Here is an 18,710-nt window from a genome sequence, read left to right on the forward strand (position 1 = left end):
TTTTGCCTCAGTCATTAATGTAACCTCTTAATCCGAGTTGAGGTTAATTTACAATACATCAAAAAGTAAAGCTTACTTGACAACCACTAATAGATTGCAATAACTTAAAGTCAAGCTTAGTTGACATAATGACAACTAAGCACGACCAAAGGGATGTTGATAATGTCACCATTAACACAAAATCAAGACTGGAAAAATACCAACAAACATAATACAACTCGTTTAGCTAAATGGACCCTAGCGTGGGTGATAAGTATGGCCGTCGCTAACTTTGGTCCACAATTTATTTGGCAGCAAGATTTAATCACCATAATGGCCATAGGCACTAATTTCATGATGGGTATTGGGATGATTTTAGCCAATAGACGCCAACTACTTGGCTTAGATGAATTGCAGCAAAAGATTCAATTAAATGCGATGGGCCTCAGTCTGGGGGTGGGGCTAATTGTTGGCTTGAGCTACTCAAATTTAGACACGACAAACTTAATAGCAAGTCACGCGGAAATTTCTCATTTGGTGATCATTATGGGGCTAACCTATTTAGTCGGTATTATTCTAGGCCATAGGAAGTATCAATGAAAAATCGCCTAAAAGTGCTCAGGGCAGAACAAGACTTGACCCAAGCACAACTAGCAGACTTACTTGATGTGTCCCGGCAAACAGTCAACGCGATCGAAACCGGTAAGTTTGATCCGAGTTTGCCATTGGCCTTTAAAGCGGCACGTTTATTCAAGTTACCGATTGAAAGTATCTTTGAAGACGAGCAATAAAGCTAAGGCTGTCACTAAGCAGAAAATACAGGCTAGTTAATTAACCCATTCAATAAACTGGTTAGTATCATTGTAAATGCCGCTACAAACCCCGTTGCCATTCTTTTCGCAACGGGATCATTCCGTGTAATGCCTGCTCAATTTGAGTGATTAATGCAGACTTATCTTTGCCTAAAATACCTTTAAGCACTAAATAGTTCGAAGCATGATCTGAACGAAAAATGGTTTTATCCAACTTCAGATGGCTCAATAGCGTGTGCATTTCTGTCAATAAACCGCTTTGATCTGGCAATACAAACTTACCATCAAAAACATTATCCATGCGCTCAGTTCCCAGCGGTAATGTTACCACCAGTGTGGATAAATAATCGGGCTGAGCCGCATTCATTAATTCAGCAGAGGCTATCGCATGTTGACGAGATAACTGCACACCACCTAATCCCATGAGAATCATCACTGATGATTTTATGCCTGCTTGGCTAATCTTCTGTAACGCAGCTAAAGATGAGGCAAACGTTTCGCCTTTTTTAATGCGTCCAAGCACTTCATCATCACCGCTTTCACAGCCAATATACAAAATAGATAAACCCATTTGTCGTAATTGTGCTAATTGCTCAACCGTTTTATTGCTTAGGTTACGCGGGAGACAATAACTGCTAATCCGAGTGACATGAGGCAGATGAGTATTAATCAATTCACAAATCGCTTTTAAACGATTAAACGGTAACGTCATCGCATCACCATCGGCTAAAAAAACACGGTTAAATGGATAACCAGATGCGGCAGCAGTAATAATATCATCTTCAATTTTATCGAGTTTCTGTGCTCTAAACTGTTTTTGTGGCTGGGTATACATGTCGCAAAAACTGCACTGATTCCAGCTACAACCATTGGAAACCTGTAAAATTAATGACTTTCCCTCTGAAGGAGGACGAAATACTGGTTCAATGTAATTAAGCATCAGAGTGTCCAAATTGATGAAAATGTGAGTTAGCTAATGAAATTTGGGATTTTTCATACAAAATGCGTTCAAAAAACTATCATTCAAAAGTATTATTGTTATAGTAATGTTGTAAACAATAAATAAGCCATTCAAAAGACTTAGGTGAAAGGATTATGACTCAAGTTGCATACCAAATAAATGATCGACGTGACAAGGATGTAATTCATCACGATGAGCATTGGAATTTAACCACAGCAGACCAAAAACTCGCACTGTATGACTTACATCGTTATGGTTATCGATTATTGTTCGTTCGTCATATGCTTAAAGGGCCAGTCGCTGTCATTAGTCAGCAAGATGATATCGCAGCCATTTACGCCGACGGTGAAGTCGATTTAAGGCCCTTAATTACCCTTAGAGAATCTCACTAACGCCTTTAAAAATGATTTCGCGTTATAAAAAAACCTACCGATGTTATGGTAGGTTTTAGCGTCTCTTTATGATTTTCGAGTTAACTTATAAACGGCTTCATTAAGCCAAGGCACGTGTTTATTCATAAACCTCGGATTGTCAGCCAGTACATCAACACACTCCAACAATTCAACATCAAAATATGGCGTTAAATAGCTTTCAACCCAACGTGGACTGACTGCAAATGGTGGCCCTTTTAGAGTCTCTTGTAAGTAATCTAGGGTGATTAATAAGCCACTTACATTCGCCGGTATAAGCGCAGCGAGTGCTTTAACATATTGTTGGCGCATTTCTTCTGGCCAAGCAATCAGGGCAGCACGATCGTAAAAACCACTAATCGACGCTGTTGCACTTTTAGGGAGAGTAAAAATATCACCTTGATATAAGGTCACTTGATCGGTAGAAAAGACCACATGTTCGTCGGTATGATTGACTTGATAAGTCAGACCATTGTCGGTAAAAAATTGTTCAACCGCGAGGGTATTGAGTTCACATCCAAGCACAGCATGACGCTGCTCGGCCAAATAAAACATATCCAACGATTTACCACATAGAGGAACGAATACCTCAGTGTTTTCATTCAAACCAATATGCGACCAATATTTTACTAAAAAAGGGTTCACTTGGTTTTGGTGAAAACCAATTTGTTGTAACTGCCATTTTTCATGCCAAAAGCTGGGTTCCATGATGCTATTCTTCAGTCAAGTTGCTAATGAGATGCAGGCTACTTTAAAGACTAAAAAAAATGGATGCAACCTCCCTTGATGATTTGGCATTCAACTTACTAGGCTTTACCGTCTAGAGTCATTTGTACTTGCCTTAACCAACGACAGTTTTCACATTGGCACTTTCTACGCGACATATGATGCGGGCTTAAATTTGAGTCAATGTAATCGACCGCGATTAATAATTGTTGCTTTAATTGGTCAACCGACTTCATTTCAAGCGCAACCATTTCATCGTTATGATTAATCCACAAACACTCCTCTCCCTGATGACAGGTTATGCATTGCTCATCACTTTGATTAAAAAACACTGCATGGGGACAATGGGTAACTTCCATTGATTGTAAAATTCGCTGCCGAGGAAAATTAAACAACTGAATTAAATCAGTTTTATTTATATTATGCATATAACCTCTCATAAAATCGTTAATTAACTATTACAGCCATAGTACCTAGTGTTGATTGATTTTGATTTGATATAGGTCAAGGTTTACTTATCGTAATTTTTTAGATAGGAAGCGACCATTTACAAATCAAAAAGCTTGCTCACAAAACAATACTGGGCGGTTTTTAGTAAAAGAACAGCCATGTTTAAATAGACTGCGCTGATGTGTGGATGGAATCTGTTGTTTTATATAAGAAGCACTTGCCGCAGTAAGGTTAATCAAGGTTTAATGGGCTTAAAAAGGAGGCTTACCTTTGCAAACACCGCAACTGCAACACTTTTATATCAATGAAGAGCAGTCCATCTATCTGCTCAGCGCCAATGATGCACGTAAGCATAAGGCCTGGATTCGCCTGTGTAAGCAACAGCTGAGTAAATTGGGATATCAGCAAATTGAATTTATTGGTAAGGGAGCCTATGGCTTTGTGTTTGCGGGTATCAATGAATTTAGCCAATCACATGTGTTTAAATTCTCAAGGGTAAATTTACCTCAAAGCGTCCAAGATAGGCTTGAAGAAGAAGCCTATATGCTTAGCCAAGTAAAACACCCAAACATACCAGGGGCGATAAAATTTGAACGGGTTGGTAAGCAAGGCATTTTAGTAATGGAGCGGGCTCAAGGCGAAGACCTCGACAAGATTTGCCAACGATTAGGCGCTTTGCCACCAGTAATGGTCGTCAGTATCGCGAGACAATTAGCCAATATTTTATATTATCTTCGTAAAGGTAAGCCTTTAGTGCATGGCGATATTAAGCCATCTAACTTGGTTTATGATATTGAAACCGACAAATTGTCGTTAATTGATTGGGGCTCTGCTGTATTTGCTCAGCGAGATGAACACGGCCGCGCGGTTGATGACAATGTCATGTCCTTACTATCAAGCGACCAACAGCACACTAACGCGCGTATGGGCGATGTGTATTTTATTGGTGACGAACAATTGAGCGGTGCGTTATCTACGCCTCGATTTGACGAACAAGGCGCTGCTGCAACCTTATATGCACTCGCGTCAGGACAAATTAGTCGTTTCGGCACAAAAATCATTCCTGCAACCAGCATAGGGTTACCTATCGAACTGGCAAAAATACTTGATGCAATGCTCAGTGATGATGTTGAACGGCGCAATCTTGCGGGTGATTACTTTCTCAAAAGTCTACGCCACAGTCATCGAATGCATTTGCCGATACTATCCACTCCCCCCCTCGCCCCCGACATTCCGGTATGGGCTCAACCGCGTTCGAAAGCCGTCGAAACGGTGAGTTACAGCTCGCGTAAATCGTTTTTGAAAGAGCACAATACTCAAGATCCCATTGCCAAAATGGATGATGTGCAATTAGAGAAATATTATCGCAATTTTATGGTGGGTATGGCCGATACCGAAAAAGGCTTTATTGCCGCAGTAGGCCGTTTAGCACAGTATCCTATCGTCGGCGGTTTGGTGATCCATTGGCAAGAGTCTGGCGTGTTTATCGACTCCAATTTAGCCATCTACGATCCAGACAGTAAAGCGCCGCTCGTGTTAGCGGTAAATAATATGGTCACCATGGCGCGAGGAATTAAGCGGATTGGGGTGTTCAAAGCTTGCTTTTTTAATGCCAAAGACACCTTACACCTTGAGCGAAAAAGTACCGAGCACCAATATAAAATAACCGGTGAACTGCAAATGCCGTTTGAAGTCGGTGATGTGCCCACCTTGGAAGATAAATCTCGGCTGCACTCATACTTTGAAGACGGTAAAGATCCGGAAGAAAACTTGGAACTGCCAGCAGAAATCATGACTGAACTTGGGTGGTTAAATCAAATCCATCATACTGGCTGTATTATCTTTGAAGCGTTACCAAACCATTTAAAAATCCACAGTTATTTACGTTTATTAAATCCACGAAAACAAGCAGCATTTCGAGCCTGTTTGGATAGAATTATGACTCACGCAAATAAAATTCAAGGTCATGGTATTTCAGGTTTTATGAAACTGCCCTATAAAAACACCCGTCAATTTAGTCATATCGATCGTAAAGCAGATGATTTCTATCCTAGAAACCCTAAAGTCATCGTTGCAGAACCCACTTTACCGCAAACAAAATAGTCATATTCTAAACGCTATCATCAGGTTATTGCACTGATACAAAGCAATACGCGACCCCAATAGAGGTCGCGTATTATCAGCTATACATCACTCAACACTCTCACCAAACACTATCAGCCAACACTTAAATTGGCGAGCCAGGAGGCAAATCCATCGGCTTGGTGATTAATCGATAAGTAGGATCGGTCATGCCTTTCGTTACACCTTGAAACAGCCAATCGTAATGCGCCGATTGATAATCGCTGCCACGGTTACTGCGGCGCTTAAGCTGCTTAATAATATAGTCCACTCTTGCGGCTAACTGCGCTTTAACTTCAGGTGCTGTTTTAGGGCTATGGTACGTTGCTAATAGACTATCAATCACCACAGTATTGACTCGCATTTGCATCGCTAGACCCTGGCCGCTCGGTAAATCTTGATACAAACTGGCTCCTGCAAGCTTATCGATTAATTGAACCACCGACAGTTGCTGACTGTCTTCCATATAAGCCTGACTGACACGGTTTAAACGTTCGGGGGTTAATAACTGCGTCACTATATGACGGCTCAACACTTCAGCCATCGCCACTGGATCGGTTATCACACCTAAGTTTGATCCAAAGCTTTCACGAGTTTTTCGATAATTACCGGCTTTTGGCACTAACGCTTGCAGCACATTATTTGGTACTAATAAGCTATCTGTTTGCAAACTCGCCAATAATGCATCGAGTGCAGCAAGTTGCATTTTAGGACGAATATAATTCCAACGTACGCCTGAACCTACTTGTTGATAACTATAATCAGTCCCGCCAATCCACTTTGCAGCGGCTTCTATTTGATAACGCGTGAGCAAATATATAGGCACAAACACATCGGCTAATTCGCCATGAGGTTCATCGGCCAATAAAGCATCTGAATTAAAGTCCTCAATCGCTTTACGGCGCACTGTTTCTAAACGTACTAATTCCGCTACTGCATCGTTACCACGGTCCCATAAACTGGCATACGCATTACTGGCACTGGCACTACGAGAGTCTGCTTCCCCAATATAACGGAAACCTTTAGTTAAGGTCGACGTTAACAAAGACTCGGTCTGCGTAAGGCCTCCATAACCATAGGCTATGGTGTATTTGTCCCACTCACCCATTCCTTCGGTGTAAGGCGTAGCAATATCAATGTTATCACCTTGAATACTCACGTACGGATGTGGGTAATCCATTACTGAAGCATTATCGTTTGTTGATGCTGCAAAGTTATGGTCAAGCCCCAGGGTATGGCCCACTTCATGGGCAGCTAACTGACGAATACGGGCAAGCGACAATTCCATGGCGGCATTAGCAGCGGCTTTACGATCTGGCCAACCAGCAGTGAGCCCTCGAGCAATGAGATGGTCTTGGCGTATTCTTAGACTACCAAGCGTGACATTACCTTTAATGATTTCACCGGTACGAGGGTCGGTTACTGCTGCGCCATATGACCAACCTCTTGTGGCGCGATGCACCCATTGGATCATGTTATAGCGCACGTCTTGAGGGTCAGCACCTTCTGGTAACAATTCAACTTTAAAGCCGTCAATAAAACCTGCATCAGTAAATGCGCTCTCCCACCAACGTGCACCTTCCAGTAAAGCACTACGAATTGGCTCCGGTGCACCAGGATCAAGATAATACACAATAGGCTTAACCACTTTACTTGGAGCGTCACCGGGAGTGACTTTTTCTAATCTGTGGCGCAGCAAATGGCGTTGAGTCAGCGGTTGATCAACTGCGGTAGAATAATCGGCATACTCATCCGATAAATAACCGCTCATAGGATGATAACGACGAGGTTGATAACCCACATCTGGGAGTTGTATAAATGAGTATCGCACGCGAACAGACAACAATTTACCGTCTGGAGTAACTTGCTCAACTTGCTTGCCCGCTTTGCTGGCTTTAAAGGTTAAATTCACATCAATATCAGCATTACGTTCGAACGATTTAATCTTTTGCGGCAATATCATTGAGCGGCTACTGTCTAAGCTATACAGACCTTGCTTAGTTGCCGTTAATACATCAGACACACCATGCAAATCATTAATCACTAAGTCATTAATCGCAACTAGAGCCGTTTTGCCCTCGACTAATTTACCGCGCCATAAAATCGACTCAGCAAAAGCTTGCGTTACCGCTTGACGTTCGGCGACATTATCACTGGAGGCTCGAAAATAGGTATTAAGCTGCTTGAGCACAACATAAGGACCATGCTGTTCAAATTGTACCATTCGAGTTTGACCTAACTGGCCACGGTCTAAACCGATATCATTCGAACCAACGCCATGAGGTAAACTGGTCAGCAATAGAAAGGGTTGATTGAGCTTATCCGCTTGCAAATAAAGCTGGGCAGATTTGGCATCGTAAAATAGATTAATAAAGCCTTTTGCCGCTTCAGCATTTTTGATTGTTTTTTGGGCTGAGTCGCTGGCAGCTATTGCAGCGTTAGAAAGTAATGTTGCTGGTGTGACGGCCAGCAACAATGCCAATGAAATACTACGGCGGATCATAAATAATCTCCCTGTCGTTAATATCCTATCTTCAAAAAACTAATCGTCTTTATGATTATGTTTATATGCAATCCAATGAGATAAGGTTTCAAATAATTCAGTAAGCACAATTGGCTTAGTGATATGTGCATTCATGCCTGCAGCTAAACTTTTTTCTTTATCACCCGACATTGCGTGCGCAGTCATGGCGATAATAGGCATTTGTTGTTTGCTATAACGTTTGCGTAATTCGGCGGTAGCAGTTAATCCATCCATTACCGGCATTTGAATGTCCATTAACACTGCATCAAATGGTTTAGAATCAATCACATCTAATGCAACTTGACCGTTGTCGGCTATCACTACTTCATAACCGGCACTTTTCAGTAATTCAGACGCTACTTGTTGGTTAATAAAGTTATCTTCAACCAACAATACTAAACCAGATGCTTTGGCGGGTTCGGCTTCAATAATAACCGGCATTGCATTCAGCTTAGGTTCTTTGGCAAAGGCATTAATAATTTCATCAAATAACGCCGAGGCCTTAAACGGCTTTTGTAATACTGCATAAACAGAATTTTTTTGCAGCTCATGGTCTAACGGCTCAGCAGCATAAGCGGTCATTAAGATAATAATAGGACGCTTTGCTATGCTACCATCAGCGACCATTTCATCTATCGCCTTAATAACATCACAGCCGTTCATTTCTGGCATCATCCAATCTAACAACAATAAGTCGACTGGCTTTTTACGCAATATATCCAGTGCTTTTTGACCACTGTCTGCCGTGTTCACACCAAAGCTAAAATCGGTCATCAATGTCGAATAAATTTGTAATGCACTTGGGTTGTCGTCAACCACCAGCGTTGTTAGGTTATTTAATTGTTCTGGCACCACCAGCGGCGCGATCACTTGTTCTTCGGCAATTTCAAAGCTAATGGTAAAACTGAAAATGCTGCCGGAGCCCAGTTCGGACTCAACTTGCATGGTTCCACCCATCATCGACACTAAATGTTTACTGATAGATAAACCTAAACCCGTGCCGCCATATTTACGTGTAGTTGAACCATCAGCTTGTGAAAATGCATCAAACAGCATTGCTTGTTGGTCTTTACTGATCCCGATACCGGTATCACGTACCCAGAATTTCATGGTGATACGGTCGTCACGCTCACCCACATCTTCGCACCCCAGCTCAACTTCACCAGTTTGGGTAAATTTGACCGCATTAGACAATAAATTAACGATGACTTGGCCTAAACGCAGTGGATCGCCATACAAAATAAGCCCTGCGGTGACTGGCGCATACAGCAGTAATTCAACGCCTTTTTCTTGCGCTTTAATGGCATTAATATCAATAACATGATCAAGTACTTTATCCAGCGGGAACGCGACTCTTTCTAACTCTAATTTGCCTGCTTCAATTTTAGAAAAATCTAGAATGTCATTAATAATTCGCAGTAACGATTGGGCAGAAAAACCGGCTTTATTAAGATAATCTTGCTGTTGCACAGTCAAGCTAGTGCGTTGTGCTAACTGCAACATCCCAATAATCGCATTCATGGGTGTCCGAATTTCATGACTCATGTTGGCCAAAAATTCACTTTTGTACATGTTGGCTAACTCGGCGTCTTGTTTTGCTTCAAGCAAGGCGACTTCGTTACTCTTCTGGCGGGTAATGTCTTTATGTGTACCGAGCATTCGCTTACTACAACCATCCTCAGAAAACTCAACCGCTCGCCCACGAGATAACACCCAGAAATACAGGCCATTTTTACCGCGCATTCTAAATTCGATTTCATAAGTGCCAACCGGATCGCGCACATATTGAGCGCGGTACTCTTGTACTCGTTCACGATCGTCAGGATGATATAACTCATCTATTGACTCGAGTAACGGTGGAAACTCATTAGCTTGATAACCCAACATTGAATAGAAAGCCGGATTACAAATAATCTGTTCAGAATCAATGTACCAATCCCACAAACCATCTTCTACCGCATCCATAGCAAGATGGTAACGTTGCTCAGACATGCGTAATTGCTCAGCGGCTTCGTATTCACGGGTAATATCACGCCAAACAGAAATCAAACCTAATAGATCGCCACGGCGATTGTAAAACGGCAATTTAAAGGTATCGAGCAATACCGGTTTACCTTCAATATTGACTCGTTCTTGGTAACGTAATGAATGCTGCTGGGTCAGAACTTTGTTGTCTTCTTCCCCAATGCGCAAGCCTTGCTCTGGGCTCACCACTTCTGATGACGTTAAGCCAATAATTTCATTTTCGGTATAGCCCAGCATTCTTTCAGCTGACTTATTACAGCCTAAGTATTTGCCTTCTTTGTCTTTAAACACGATCGCTTCAGGGATCGAATCGATCAATGATCGTAGCAATGCAAACTCGCGCTCACGGCGCTCAGTTGTTTCACGTAAACGCTGAGTACGCCTAGCAACTAAGTTATCAAGACGTTTATTTTGTTCGGCGAGATGATGAGTATACTGGCGGTTTTCTTCAAAAATACGACTCACTAGCGCAAACCACGGTTCCCAACCACGGGTAATTTTCTCTGGCGGACGGATAGGCGTTTGTGAACATGTTTCTAGATGGGTTAATAAGCGTGAAGCAGGGCTAACGAATGCTCGGCGAGTTTGCCAATGCACAATGGTAACCAGCAGTGACAAGGCCAATACCACTAATAGAAAACTCAGTTGTAGCTTGTCCCACGAATCTTTGAATAAATCATCTTCATCTTGTAAATACAGTAACCGCCAAGGCGCGTTATGCAATGCCACACTATGAATGTAATATCCATTTCGCAAAATGCCTTCATGGGCGTCAAATAGCTCAGACTCCGATAACGAATGTAACTCTGCCGGAATTCGCTGGCTAATGTGGTAAACCTTATTCATTTCACTGGAGTCAAAATCACTGTGAGATAAAATATTATTTTGCTGGTCAAGCAAGATCACCGTACCGGGCATTTTAAAATAGGTACGAATTTGTTTATCCAGCGATGATAACGTCATGTCGAGGTTAATCGAACCGATAAACTCATCTTCTAGATATACCGGTAAACCAAGCGTAGTAATAAGGCCTTGATGCGCCGAATCGATGTACGCCTCACTCCAAAAAACACTACGTTGTGGATTCATTGCAGGCGTTGATAATTGAAATTGTTTCTTATTGAGCAGCTCATCTCTAAAGCGTAAATCATTATTTTCCCATGGATAAAATGACATCATCCGACGGTTAGAAATATAATAAATCGACGAGGCTTTAGGGGCCGCTTCTTTGGCGACAGGGAAGGATAATGACAATTCAAATAGCATTTCAAGCTCTTGATAAAAGCTCTCGCTACGATCATTTAATGAGCCAGCGCCAGTAATGCGCCCCATATTGGTAAACGGCACACCGCTGTTGGCATAATTGGGTTCTAGTGTGAAGTACTGGCCATCTTCATTAAATTTTTCATACTCCGGTAAGCGCTCTTTACGCACAAACTCACCCAAGCGTAAATGATCCACCGCCACATCCCGCAAGCTTTTCACCGCACGAATGCTCGACTCAAGCAATAAGTCGATTTGCATAACATGACGAGCAACTTGTTCTTCTCGTTGTTGAATTTGCTGCTCTTTTTGACGTTCAAACATAATGCCAGCGGTCAGCAAAGCCATCACAATTACCCCGATATAGGTGTAGAACACCGCTCGGTTATAATTACGTTGAATAGGAGATTTTAGTTGTAAATCTGGCTCAGTCGGTTTCATTAACCACCCTTGATACAGCGTAAAAAAAAGACCCGCTGTCGAACGAATAACACCAAAAAACGGCAGTTATAACAGTAATGATTATGATATCAGGAAGATAAGCTCAAGCACATGTATTAATGGCCTGTGAGGTACTTGTCCAACCTGCGAGTAATGCAGACTGCAAATATTAAGGCATATTGTCGGCGATTGAAAATACATAAGGTTATCTTGTGTAACCTTATGTATATAGAGAGAATATTTTTATGATGACTAACGTAAAATTCTTATTAAGTTAAGCCGTTACAAATGTTCTTCAGCAAACTCCGCTAAACGAGACCGTACGACGCCATTAAGATAAATATTGGCGCTGCCTTCAAAGTCTTTAAAACGTTCAACCATATAAGTTAACCCTGATGTAACCGCAGTTAAATACGTTGAGTCTATTTGGGCTAAATTACCACTACAAATCAGCTTAGTCCCCTCACCCATACGAGTGATCATGGTTTTAATTTGTGACGCAGTTAGGTTTTGACATTCATCTAAAATAACCACCGAGTTTTGAATAGAGCGGCCGCGCATAAAGTTAATCGATTTAAACTGAATGTTGGCTTTTTCCATTATGTAATTAACGCTACCAGCTGGGTTTACATCATTTTTATGGAGCACTTCAAGCGTATCGGTAATTGCAGCAAGCCAAGGGGTCATTTTCTCTTCTTCGCTGCCAGGTAAAAAACCTATCGATTCAGCAATTTCGGGGGTATTACGGGTGACGATAATTTTGTCATATAACTTACGTTCAACTACCAATTCTAATGCCGCGGCCATAGCCAATAGCGTCTTGCCGCAACCTGCTGGCCCCGTCAAAATAATCAGTTCAATATCAGGATCTAACAAGGCATCAAGTGCCATACCTTGGTAAATATTCTTTGGGTTAATGCCCCACGCTTCATGATGTAATAAGCGATCTCGACCGCGATCGATCATCTCTAAATTTTTATCGGTTTTACTGACCACTCGACCACAAAAATCTGAACTGTCATCGATTAAATACTGGTTAAGATAAAAGTTTTCACTACCAAGATGTTCCAATGGCACTTGGTGAACCGTATGTAACCCTCTACGTTCAGTGGAGACTTTATCGACATTTTGCCAAAAATCCCCAGAAAATTGATAAAAGCCTTTCGCGAGAAAGCGCACATCATCAATTAACTGATCGCTGCGGTAATCTTCTACACGCTCAATACCTGCACCTTTCGCTTTTAAGCGCATGTTAATGTCTTTGGTGACTAACACGACGGTGCGGGGAAAATGGATTTTTTGTAAATGCAGGGCGGTGTTGATAATGCGGTTGTCGTTATTGTCACTAGGCAACGAGCCGCTAATAAACTCTATTTGATGATCTGGGAAAATCGATAAGTGACCAGAAACTTGAGAATGTTCTTCGCGAGTAGGCAATGCAACGCCTTTTAATATCTGCTCGGGAGTCGTGGGACCACCAAGAATATCTTCTAATGCACGTATGGCAACCCGTGCATCACGACTCACATCTCGCTTGCGGTCCTTAATATTGTCGAGCTCTTCTAACACTGTCATGGGAATAATTACATCATGTTCCTTAAACGAATATATCGCTAAAGGTTCATGCAGTAACACGTTGGTATCCAGTACAAACAACTTTTTGTCGTTTTGTTGCATGGTGCCTCCAGAGTGCTCTCAATAAGTAGATATCAGTATCATTTAACTAAACGTATAACATTAAAGGGATAATTAAAGTCTCTATTGAAAACAGGCCATTGCAATGAGCAATGCTGCCTTAATAAAATATGCCATTTGTCTGGTTAGAACTCAATGTCATCATCATCGCCTTTGTTTCACACTATGACGTCAATGTGACGCTAACATGTCAAGATGATGTAAAAATGAACATATAAACGATAAATCAATGCTAGAATTTCAATCTGGATGGGTTTGGTTTAACATACGCCCCCTTTTTTGTTTCACGCAATAAATGAGAGTAAAAGATGCCGTTTGCCTTAGGTCAACGCTGGATAAGTGATACCGAGTCAGAACTCGGATTAGGAACAGTCGTTCAAGTTGAAGGCCGCATGGTTACGCTGCTATTCCCTGCCACTGGAGAAAACCGGATGTTTTCTCGCAGTGAAGCTCCCTTAACCCGAGTTATTTTTAACCCAGGTGACACTGTCGAAAGCGGTGAAGGTTGGAGTATCACCATTGAAGAGCTTGAAGAAAAAAACCAATTGGTGATTTATCATGGTATTCATAGCGAGACGCAAGAAAAAGTCAGTCTTCGTGAGACCATGCTAAGCCACAATATTCGCTTTAATAAACCACAAGATCGTTTATTCGCCGGACAAATTGACCGCCTCGAACGTTTTGGGGTGCGTTATCAATGTCAGTTATTGCGCCACAAATTAGCCACCTCAGATTTACTCGGCCAGCAAGGCCCACGCGTAGGCTTAATTGCACATCAGCAGTGGATCGCTCATGAAGTGGGTAGCCGTTACGCTCCACGCGTATTACTGGCTGATGAAGTCGGTCTAGGTAAAACCATTGAAGCTGGCTTAATTATTCATCAGCAATTACTTACTGGTCGTGCTGAACGTATTTTAGTCATTGTGCCGGACACACTACGTCACCAATGGTTAGTTGAAATGTTGCGCCGCTTTAATTTGCGCTTTTCAGTGTTTGATGAAGATCGTTGTGTAGAAGCGTATGCCGACAATGACAACCCGTTTTACACCGAACAATTGATCATTTGCTCACTTGATTTACTGCGTAAGAAAAAACGTCTTGAACAAGCTGTAGATGCTGATTGGGACTTAATGGTTGTCGATGAAGCTCACCATTTAGAATGGTCAGAAGACGCACCAAGTCGCGCCTATAAAATCGTCGAAGCGTTAAGTGAAGTGGTCCCAGGCGTATTGCTCCTTACCGCGACCCCTGATCAACTCGGTCATCAAAGCCACTTTGCTCGTTTACGTTTGCTCGATCCTGATCGTTTTTATGATTACGATGCTTTTTTAGCTGAAGAAGCAAGCTACAAAGATGTGGCAGAAGCGGCTGAAGCATTAAGTCAGGATAAAAAATTACCCGACAGCGCAATTAATAGCTTAACTGAGTTGCTTAGCGAGAAAGACATCGAGCCAAGCATTCGTTTGATCCAGTCAAAAGATGTTGATGCAGAATCACAGCAAGCGGCACGTCAAGAATTGCTCCAAGAATTACTCGACCGCCATGGCACTGGCCGCGTACTGTATCGTAACAGCCGCGCATCAGTTAAAGGCTTTCCGAAGCGTTTATTTAATGCTTACCCACATGACATGCCTGCGCAGTACGTTACCGCTGAACGCGTTAACGCCATGATGGGCAGTGCCAAGCAGCCACAGGCCAAAGCAGCACAAGCATTAAGCCCTGAGAAGCTTTACCAGGCATTTGAAAACGACAGTGCCAGCTGGTGGAAGTTTGATCCACGGGTAGACTGGTTAATTGAGTTTCTAAAATCGCATCGCAGTAAAAAAGTACTGATTATTGCTAGCCAAGCAGAAACCGCATTAAGCCTTGAAGAAGCCCTGCGAACCCGCGAAGGTATTCAAGCTACGGTATTCCATGAAGATATGTCGATTATCGAACGCGATAAAGCCGGCGCTTACTTTGCTCAAGAAGAAGGTGGCGCTCAAGCATTAATTTGTTCTGAAATTGGTTCTGAAGGACGTAACTTCCAGTTTGCTAGCCATTTAATTTTGTTCGATTTACCGCTCAACCCTGATTTATTAGAGCAGCGTATTGGCCGCTTAGATCGTATTGGACAACAAAACGATATCCAAATTCATTTGCCTTACTTGCGCGATACCGCTCAAGAAAGATTGATGCGTTGGTATCATCAAGGACTCAATGCATTCGAACTCACCTGCCCAAGCGGTCATGTGTTGTTTAACGAATTTGCCGATGAACTGATTAACGTACTTTGCAACGAAGATGAAGATCTGATGACTCAATTGCTGAATCACACCCAGCATCGTTATAAAGAACTTAAGCAGGCAATGGAGCAAGGTCGCGATAAACTACTTGAGATCAACTCTCATGGCGGCGAGCGTGCTAATGCATTAATTAAGCGCTTATCAGACAGCGATAACGATACTCATCTCATCGGTTCGGTCATTCGCTTGTGGGATATTATTGGTGTCGATCAAGAAGATCGCGGTGAAAACTCAATCATCTTACGCCCGAGTGAACACATGATGTTCCCTACTTATCCTGGGTTAAATGAAGACGGTATTACAGTGACGTTTGATCGTGAAACCGCTTTGTCTCGTGATGACATTGCATTTATCACCCAAGAACATCCTTTGGTACAAACCGGTTTAGATTTAATCACTGGCTCAGAAACGGGCACCACCAGTGTGGCAATTCTAAAGAATAAAGCGCTTCCAGCAGGTACTCTGTTTTTAGAATTGATTTACATGGCCGATGCCTCAGCACCAAAATCGACTCAGTTATACCGTTATTTACCACCGACACCTATCCGTGTGTTACTGGATAAAAATGGTCTTAACATGGCAGACAAAGTGGACTACGCCAGTTTCGATAAACAGCTAAGTGCGGTAAATCGTCACATCGCTAGCAAGCTCGTCAATGCCTCACAGCCTATTTTGCACCCGCTATTGGCCAAAGGTGAAGAGTATGCAAAAGAGTCGCTTACGCAGCTAGTCGTGGAAGCCCGCGCTAAAATGACTCAGCAACTTACAGGCGAATTGGAACGACTTGAAGCCTTAAAAGCAGTAAATCCGAACATTCGTGAAGACGAGCTAGAATATATTCGTAATCAAATGACCGAGATAACGGGCTACATGGATAATAGTCAATTACAGCTTGATGCAATACGTATGGTACTTGTCAGCCACGTATAACGGCTAACAAGCATTAAACAATATTGTAGTAATCATGTCGTGTAACCAATGCCCTGTATATCAGGGCATTGTTTTTATTCGCCGTTATACATTAAGCTAACCGCATTATGGTTTCATTCGCTCGAGGTTATGGTGCAACTAGGACAATTTAGTCAGTTACTAATCGTAACGATAAGCATATTGCTGGCAGCGCCTAGCGCAAAGGCACAGCAACCCTACGGTCACTTACCTGCCGATGAAATCAAATTTATCACTATTGACGGTAAACAAACTGAAGTGCTTGTAAGGTCTTGGCAGAGTAAAAAACACTTTGGTTCGGCGATGATTATTGCAGCCTCTGACACCGATGCTGATGCTGCCGGCTTAGCCAGTTACTTACGAACCAATATTAATGCTCGTGGTTGGGCAAGTATTAGCTTAACGCCAGCAAAAGGGCTATATCGGCCTAACTATGCAACAAAACCTGAAGAAGTCACTAAAGCAGGCACCGAACAACTGCAATTAACCAGCAATAAAAGCATTCCAAAGTATGAGTCATCTCAGTTGCTTGAGCTACGCAACTTTCAGCAAAGTAATCTCAATGAGGCCCTAAACCAATTAACCTCAACCACCAGTTTATTTCCTGGGGGCAAGATTCTAATTGTTATTGATGACACAGCCGGAATGGTCACGAATCTGCTTTATGACAAAAAAATCCCTACCCCTGATGTGCTAGTCATCGTCAATGCTTATCGCGAGTTTGAGTACTTAATTGATCCGCAAAGTCAGCGTAAATCGATCGCCGAGCAATTAGTCACCATGTCGATCCCGATCCTAGATATTCAATCAGCTGATGCACATCCGAATTCAATTGAACAAGCACCTACCCGCCTCAACTACAATCAAGTGAAACCTGCTAAGTATTATCGCCAATACCAAATGAGCTTGGACTTAAGCAGCCCTAGTGGCTGGGAAGAAGCCCTCGATCAAATAGAAGGCTTTTCCAGAACAGTTATCGGAAGATAGTATATTCAGCGTAGCCATGACTAAAAATAGAGCATTAGCGAAAACAGATCATTACCACCAAGATTGACGAGAACGATAGGCTTTATCAGGATTTTTAGTTTGTCTAATTGCTGCAATCACGCGGTTTTTACCCAGCAACAATCTTATTTGGCTTAGTGATTCTCGGGCTAATAGGCTGCGCACTGAGGCGGTCCAACTTTGATTGATGCTGCGTTTAATGGCTGCATTAGCATCCGGGGAAGTGCGGATTATTTTTTGGGCTAGTGCCGTGGCGCACTCATAAGCGTTATCACTTATTTGAGTTACCAAACCTAGCTCAAGCGCTTGCTCGGCAGTTAAAATATCCGCGGTATAGGTCAACATCAACGCTTTGTCTTTCGGCATAATTTGTCTTAATGCCACCAAACCACCCATATCTGGCACAAGCCCCCACTTTGCTTCCATGATCGACAGCTTACAGCTTGGCGTAGCAATACGAATGTCAGCACCCAATGCAATTTGAGTCCCACCGCCATAGCAACAACCTTCTAAAACCGCAATGACAGGAACAGGCAAACGCTGCCATCCCAAAGACACACGTTGGGCTAAATTTGCATTGCCAGGCAACCACTTGAATAAAAGCTTTAATGCACTTGTGGGTGAACTCGCGACACTCTTCACATCTAAGCCAGAACAAAAGTTACCTTCTGCGCCAGATAAAATAACCGCATTAATTCGTTTATCACCACGGAGTTGTTTAATCACCTTATCAATCGCAGTAAACATTTCAACATTAAGTGCATTAATTTTACTGGGTCTATTTAAGCAAACATGGGCAATGCCATTATCTACTGTTAACTTAATTAACTCTCTTTCCATGAAACACCCTGCTGCTGGTCAGTCCAGTTTACAGGCTAACATATCTGGACTATCTGGCGAATAGTAATAACATGACAAATAATCGGCGTTGGTCAAAATATTGCCACATTTTATTTTGAACAAAATTCATTGAGTGTTAGCCTAATATATTATCGATATAGGCATAACCATCCAATCTTCATGCTTGTGTGTTAAATGTAATGCCAGATCGATATGACATTGATG

The 18,710-nt window shown here is 42.3% G+C and carries 13 protein-coding genes; 6 read left to right on the forward strand and 7 right to left on the reverse strand.

Annotation, left to right across the window (positions count from 1 at the left end; genetic code table 11):
* The first annotated feature begins 162 nt into the window (after window positions 1-162).
* Entirely contained in the window at window positions 163-579 is a 417-nt protein-coding gene (locus tag EGC86_RS03460) for a hypothetical protein (protein ID WP_123776616.1), read from the forward strand.
* Window positions 576-770 (forward strand): helix-turn-helix transcriptional regulator, encoded by a 195-nt coding sequence (locus tag EGC86_RS03465; RefSeq protein ID WP_011638847.1) that lies wholly within the window; start codon window positions 576-578, stop codon window positions 768-770. The genes EGC86_RS03460 and EGC86_RS03465 overlap by 4 nt, the downstream gene beginning before the upstream one ends.
* Before the next feature lie 82 nt (window positions 771-852).
* On the opposite strand, the gene EGC86_RS03470 is transcribed toward EGC86_RS03465, so the two are convergent.
* Window positions 853-1,734, reverse strand: a complete 882-nt coding sequence (locus EGC86_RS03470) for a radical SAM protein (protein WP_123776836.1) — start codon at window positions 1,732-1,734, stop codon at window positions 853-855.
* Window positions 1,735-1,886: 152 nt separating this feature from the next.
* Here EGC86_RS03470 and EGC86_RS03475 point away from each other — a divergent pair, with 152 nt between their 5' ends.
* Window positions 1,887-2,144 (forward strand): hypothetical protein, encoded by a 258-nt coding sequence (locus tag EGC86_RS03475; RefSeq protein WP_011638916.1) that lies wholly within the window; start codon window positions 1,887-1,889, stop codon window positions 2,142-2,144.
* A gap of 66 nt (window positions 2,145-2,210) precedes the next feature.
* Here EGC86_RS03475 and EGC86_RS03480 read toward each other — a convergent pair whose 3' ends face one another.
* Both EGC86_RS03480 and EGC86_RS03485 read right to left on the reverse strand, forming a co-directional pair.
* Window positions 2,211-2,870 (reverse strand): thiopurine S-methyltransferase, encoded by a 660-nt coding sequence (locus EGC86_RS03480; RefSeq protein WP_123776617.1) that lies wholly within the window; start codon window positions 2,868-2,870, stop codon window positions 2,211-2,213.
* A gap of 98 nt (window positions 2,871-2,968) precedes the next feature.
* Complete coding sequence (locus EGC86_RS03485; protein ID WP_041413224.1) at window positions 2,969-3,316, reverse strand: hypothetical protein; 348 nt, start codon at window positions 3,314-3,316, stop codon at window positions 2,969-2,971.
* Between the two features lie 292 nt (window positions 3,317-3,608).
* On the opposite strand from EGC86_RS03485, the gene EGC86_RS03490 reads away from it, so the two are divergent.
* On the forward strand, window positions 3,609-5,441 hold the full coding sequence (locus EGC86_RS03490) for a protein kinase domain-containing protein (RefSeq protein ID WP_059745681.1): 1,833 nt from the start codon (window positions 3,609-3,611) through the stop codon (window positions 5,439-5,441).
* A 124-nt stretch (window positions 5,442-5,565) separates the two neighbouring features.
* Here EGC86_RS03490 and EGC86_RS03495 read toward each other — a convergent pair whose 3' ends face one another.
* The 3 genes from EGC86_RS03495 to EGC86_RS03505 all read right to left on the reverse strand — a co-directional run bounded on the left by EGC86_RS03495 (window position 5,566) and on the right by EGC86_RS03505 (window position 13,389).
* Window positions 5,566-7,962, reverse strand: coding sequence for a zinc-dependent metalloprotease (locus EGC86_RS03495; RefSeq protein WP_123776618.1), 2,397 nt, complete (start codon window positions 7,960-7,962; stop codon window positions 5,566-5,568).
* Window positions 7,963-8,001: 39 nt separating this feature from the next.
* Window positions 8,002-11,712: a response regulator gene (locus tag EGC86_RS03500; RefSeq protein ID WP_123776619.1), complete on the reverse strand. Its 3,711-nt coding sequence runs from the start codon at window positions 11,710-11,712 to the stop codon at window positions 8,002-8,004.
* Window positions 11,713-11,994: 282 nt separating this feature from the next.
* Window positions 11,995-13,389: a PhoH family protein gene (locus tag EGC86_RS03505; protein WP_123776620.1), complete on the reverse strand. Its 1,395-nt coding sequence runs from the start codon at window positions 13,387-13,389 to the stop codon at window positions 11,995-11,997.
* A 326-nt stretch (window positions 13,390-13,715) separates the two neighbouring features.
* On the opposite strand from EGC86_RS03505, the gene rapA reads away from it, so the two are divergent.
* Together rapA and EGC86_RS03515 are read left to right on the forward strand one after the other, a co-directional pair.
* Window positions 13,716-16,622, forward strand: coding sequence for an RNA polymerase-associated protein RapA (gene rapA / locus EGC86_RS03510; protein ID WP_123776621.1), 2,907 nt, complete (start codon window positions 13,716-13,718; stop codon window positions 16,620-16,622).
* A 48-nt stretch (window positions 16,623-16,670) separates the two neighbouring features.
* Entirely contained in the window at window positions 16,671-17,627 is a 957-nt protein-coding gene (locus EGC86_RS03515; protein WP_123776622.1) for an alpha/beta hydrolase family protein, read from the forward strand.
* Window positions 17,628-17,678: 51 nt separating this feature from the next.
* Here the strand turns inward: EGC86_RS03515 and EGC86_RS03520 are convergent, their stop codons facing one another.
* The gene (locus EGC86_RS03520; protein WP_123776623.1) at window positions 17,679-18,485 is read right to left on the reverse strand and encodes a crotonase/enoyl-CoA hydratase family protein; all 807 of its coding nucleotides are present in this window, start codon (window positions 18,483-18,485) and stop codon (window positions 17,679-17,681) included.
* Between the last annotated feature and the right edge of the window lie 225 nt (window positions 18,486-18,710).

The sequence above is a fragment of the Shewanella frigidimarina genome (genome assembly GCF_003797125.1).
GTDB classification, from domain to species: Bacteria; Pseudomonadota; Gammaproteobacteria; order Enterobacterales; family Shewanellaceae; genus Shewanella; species Shewanella frigidimarina.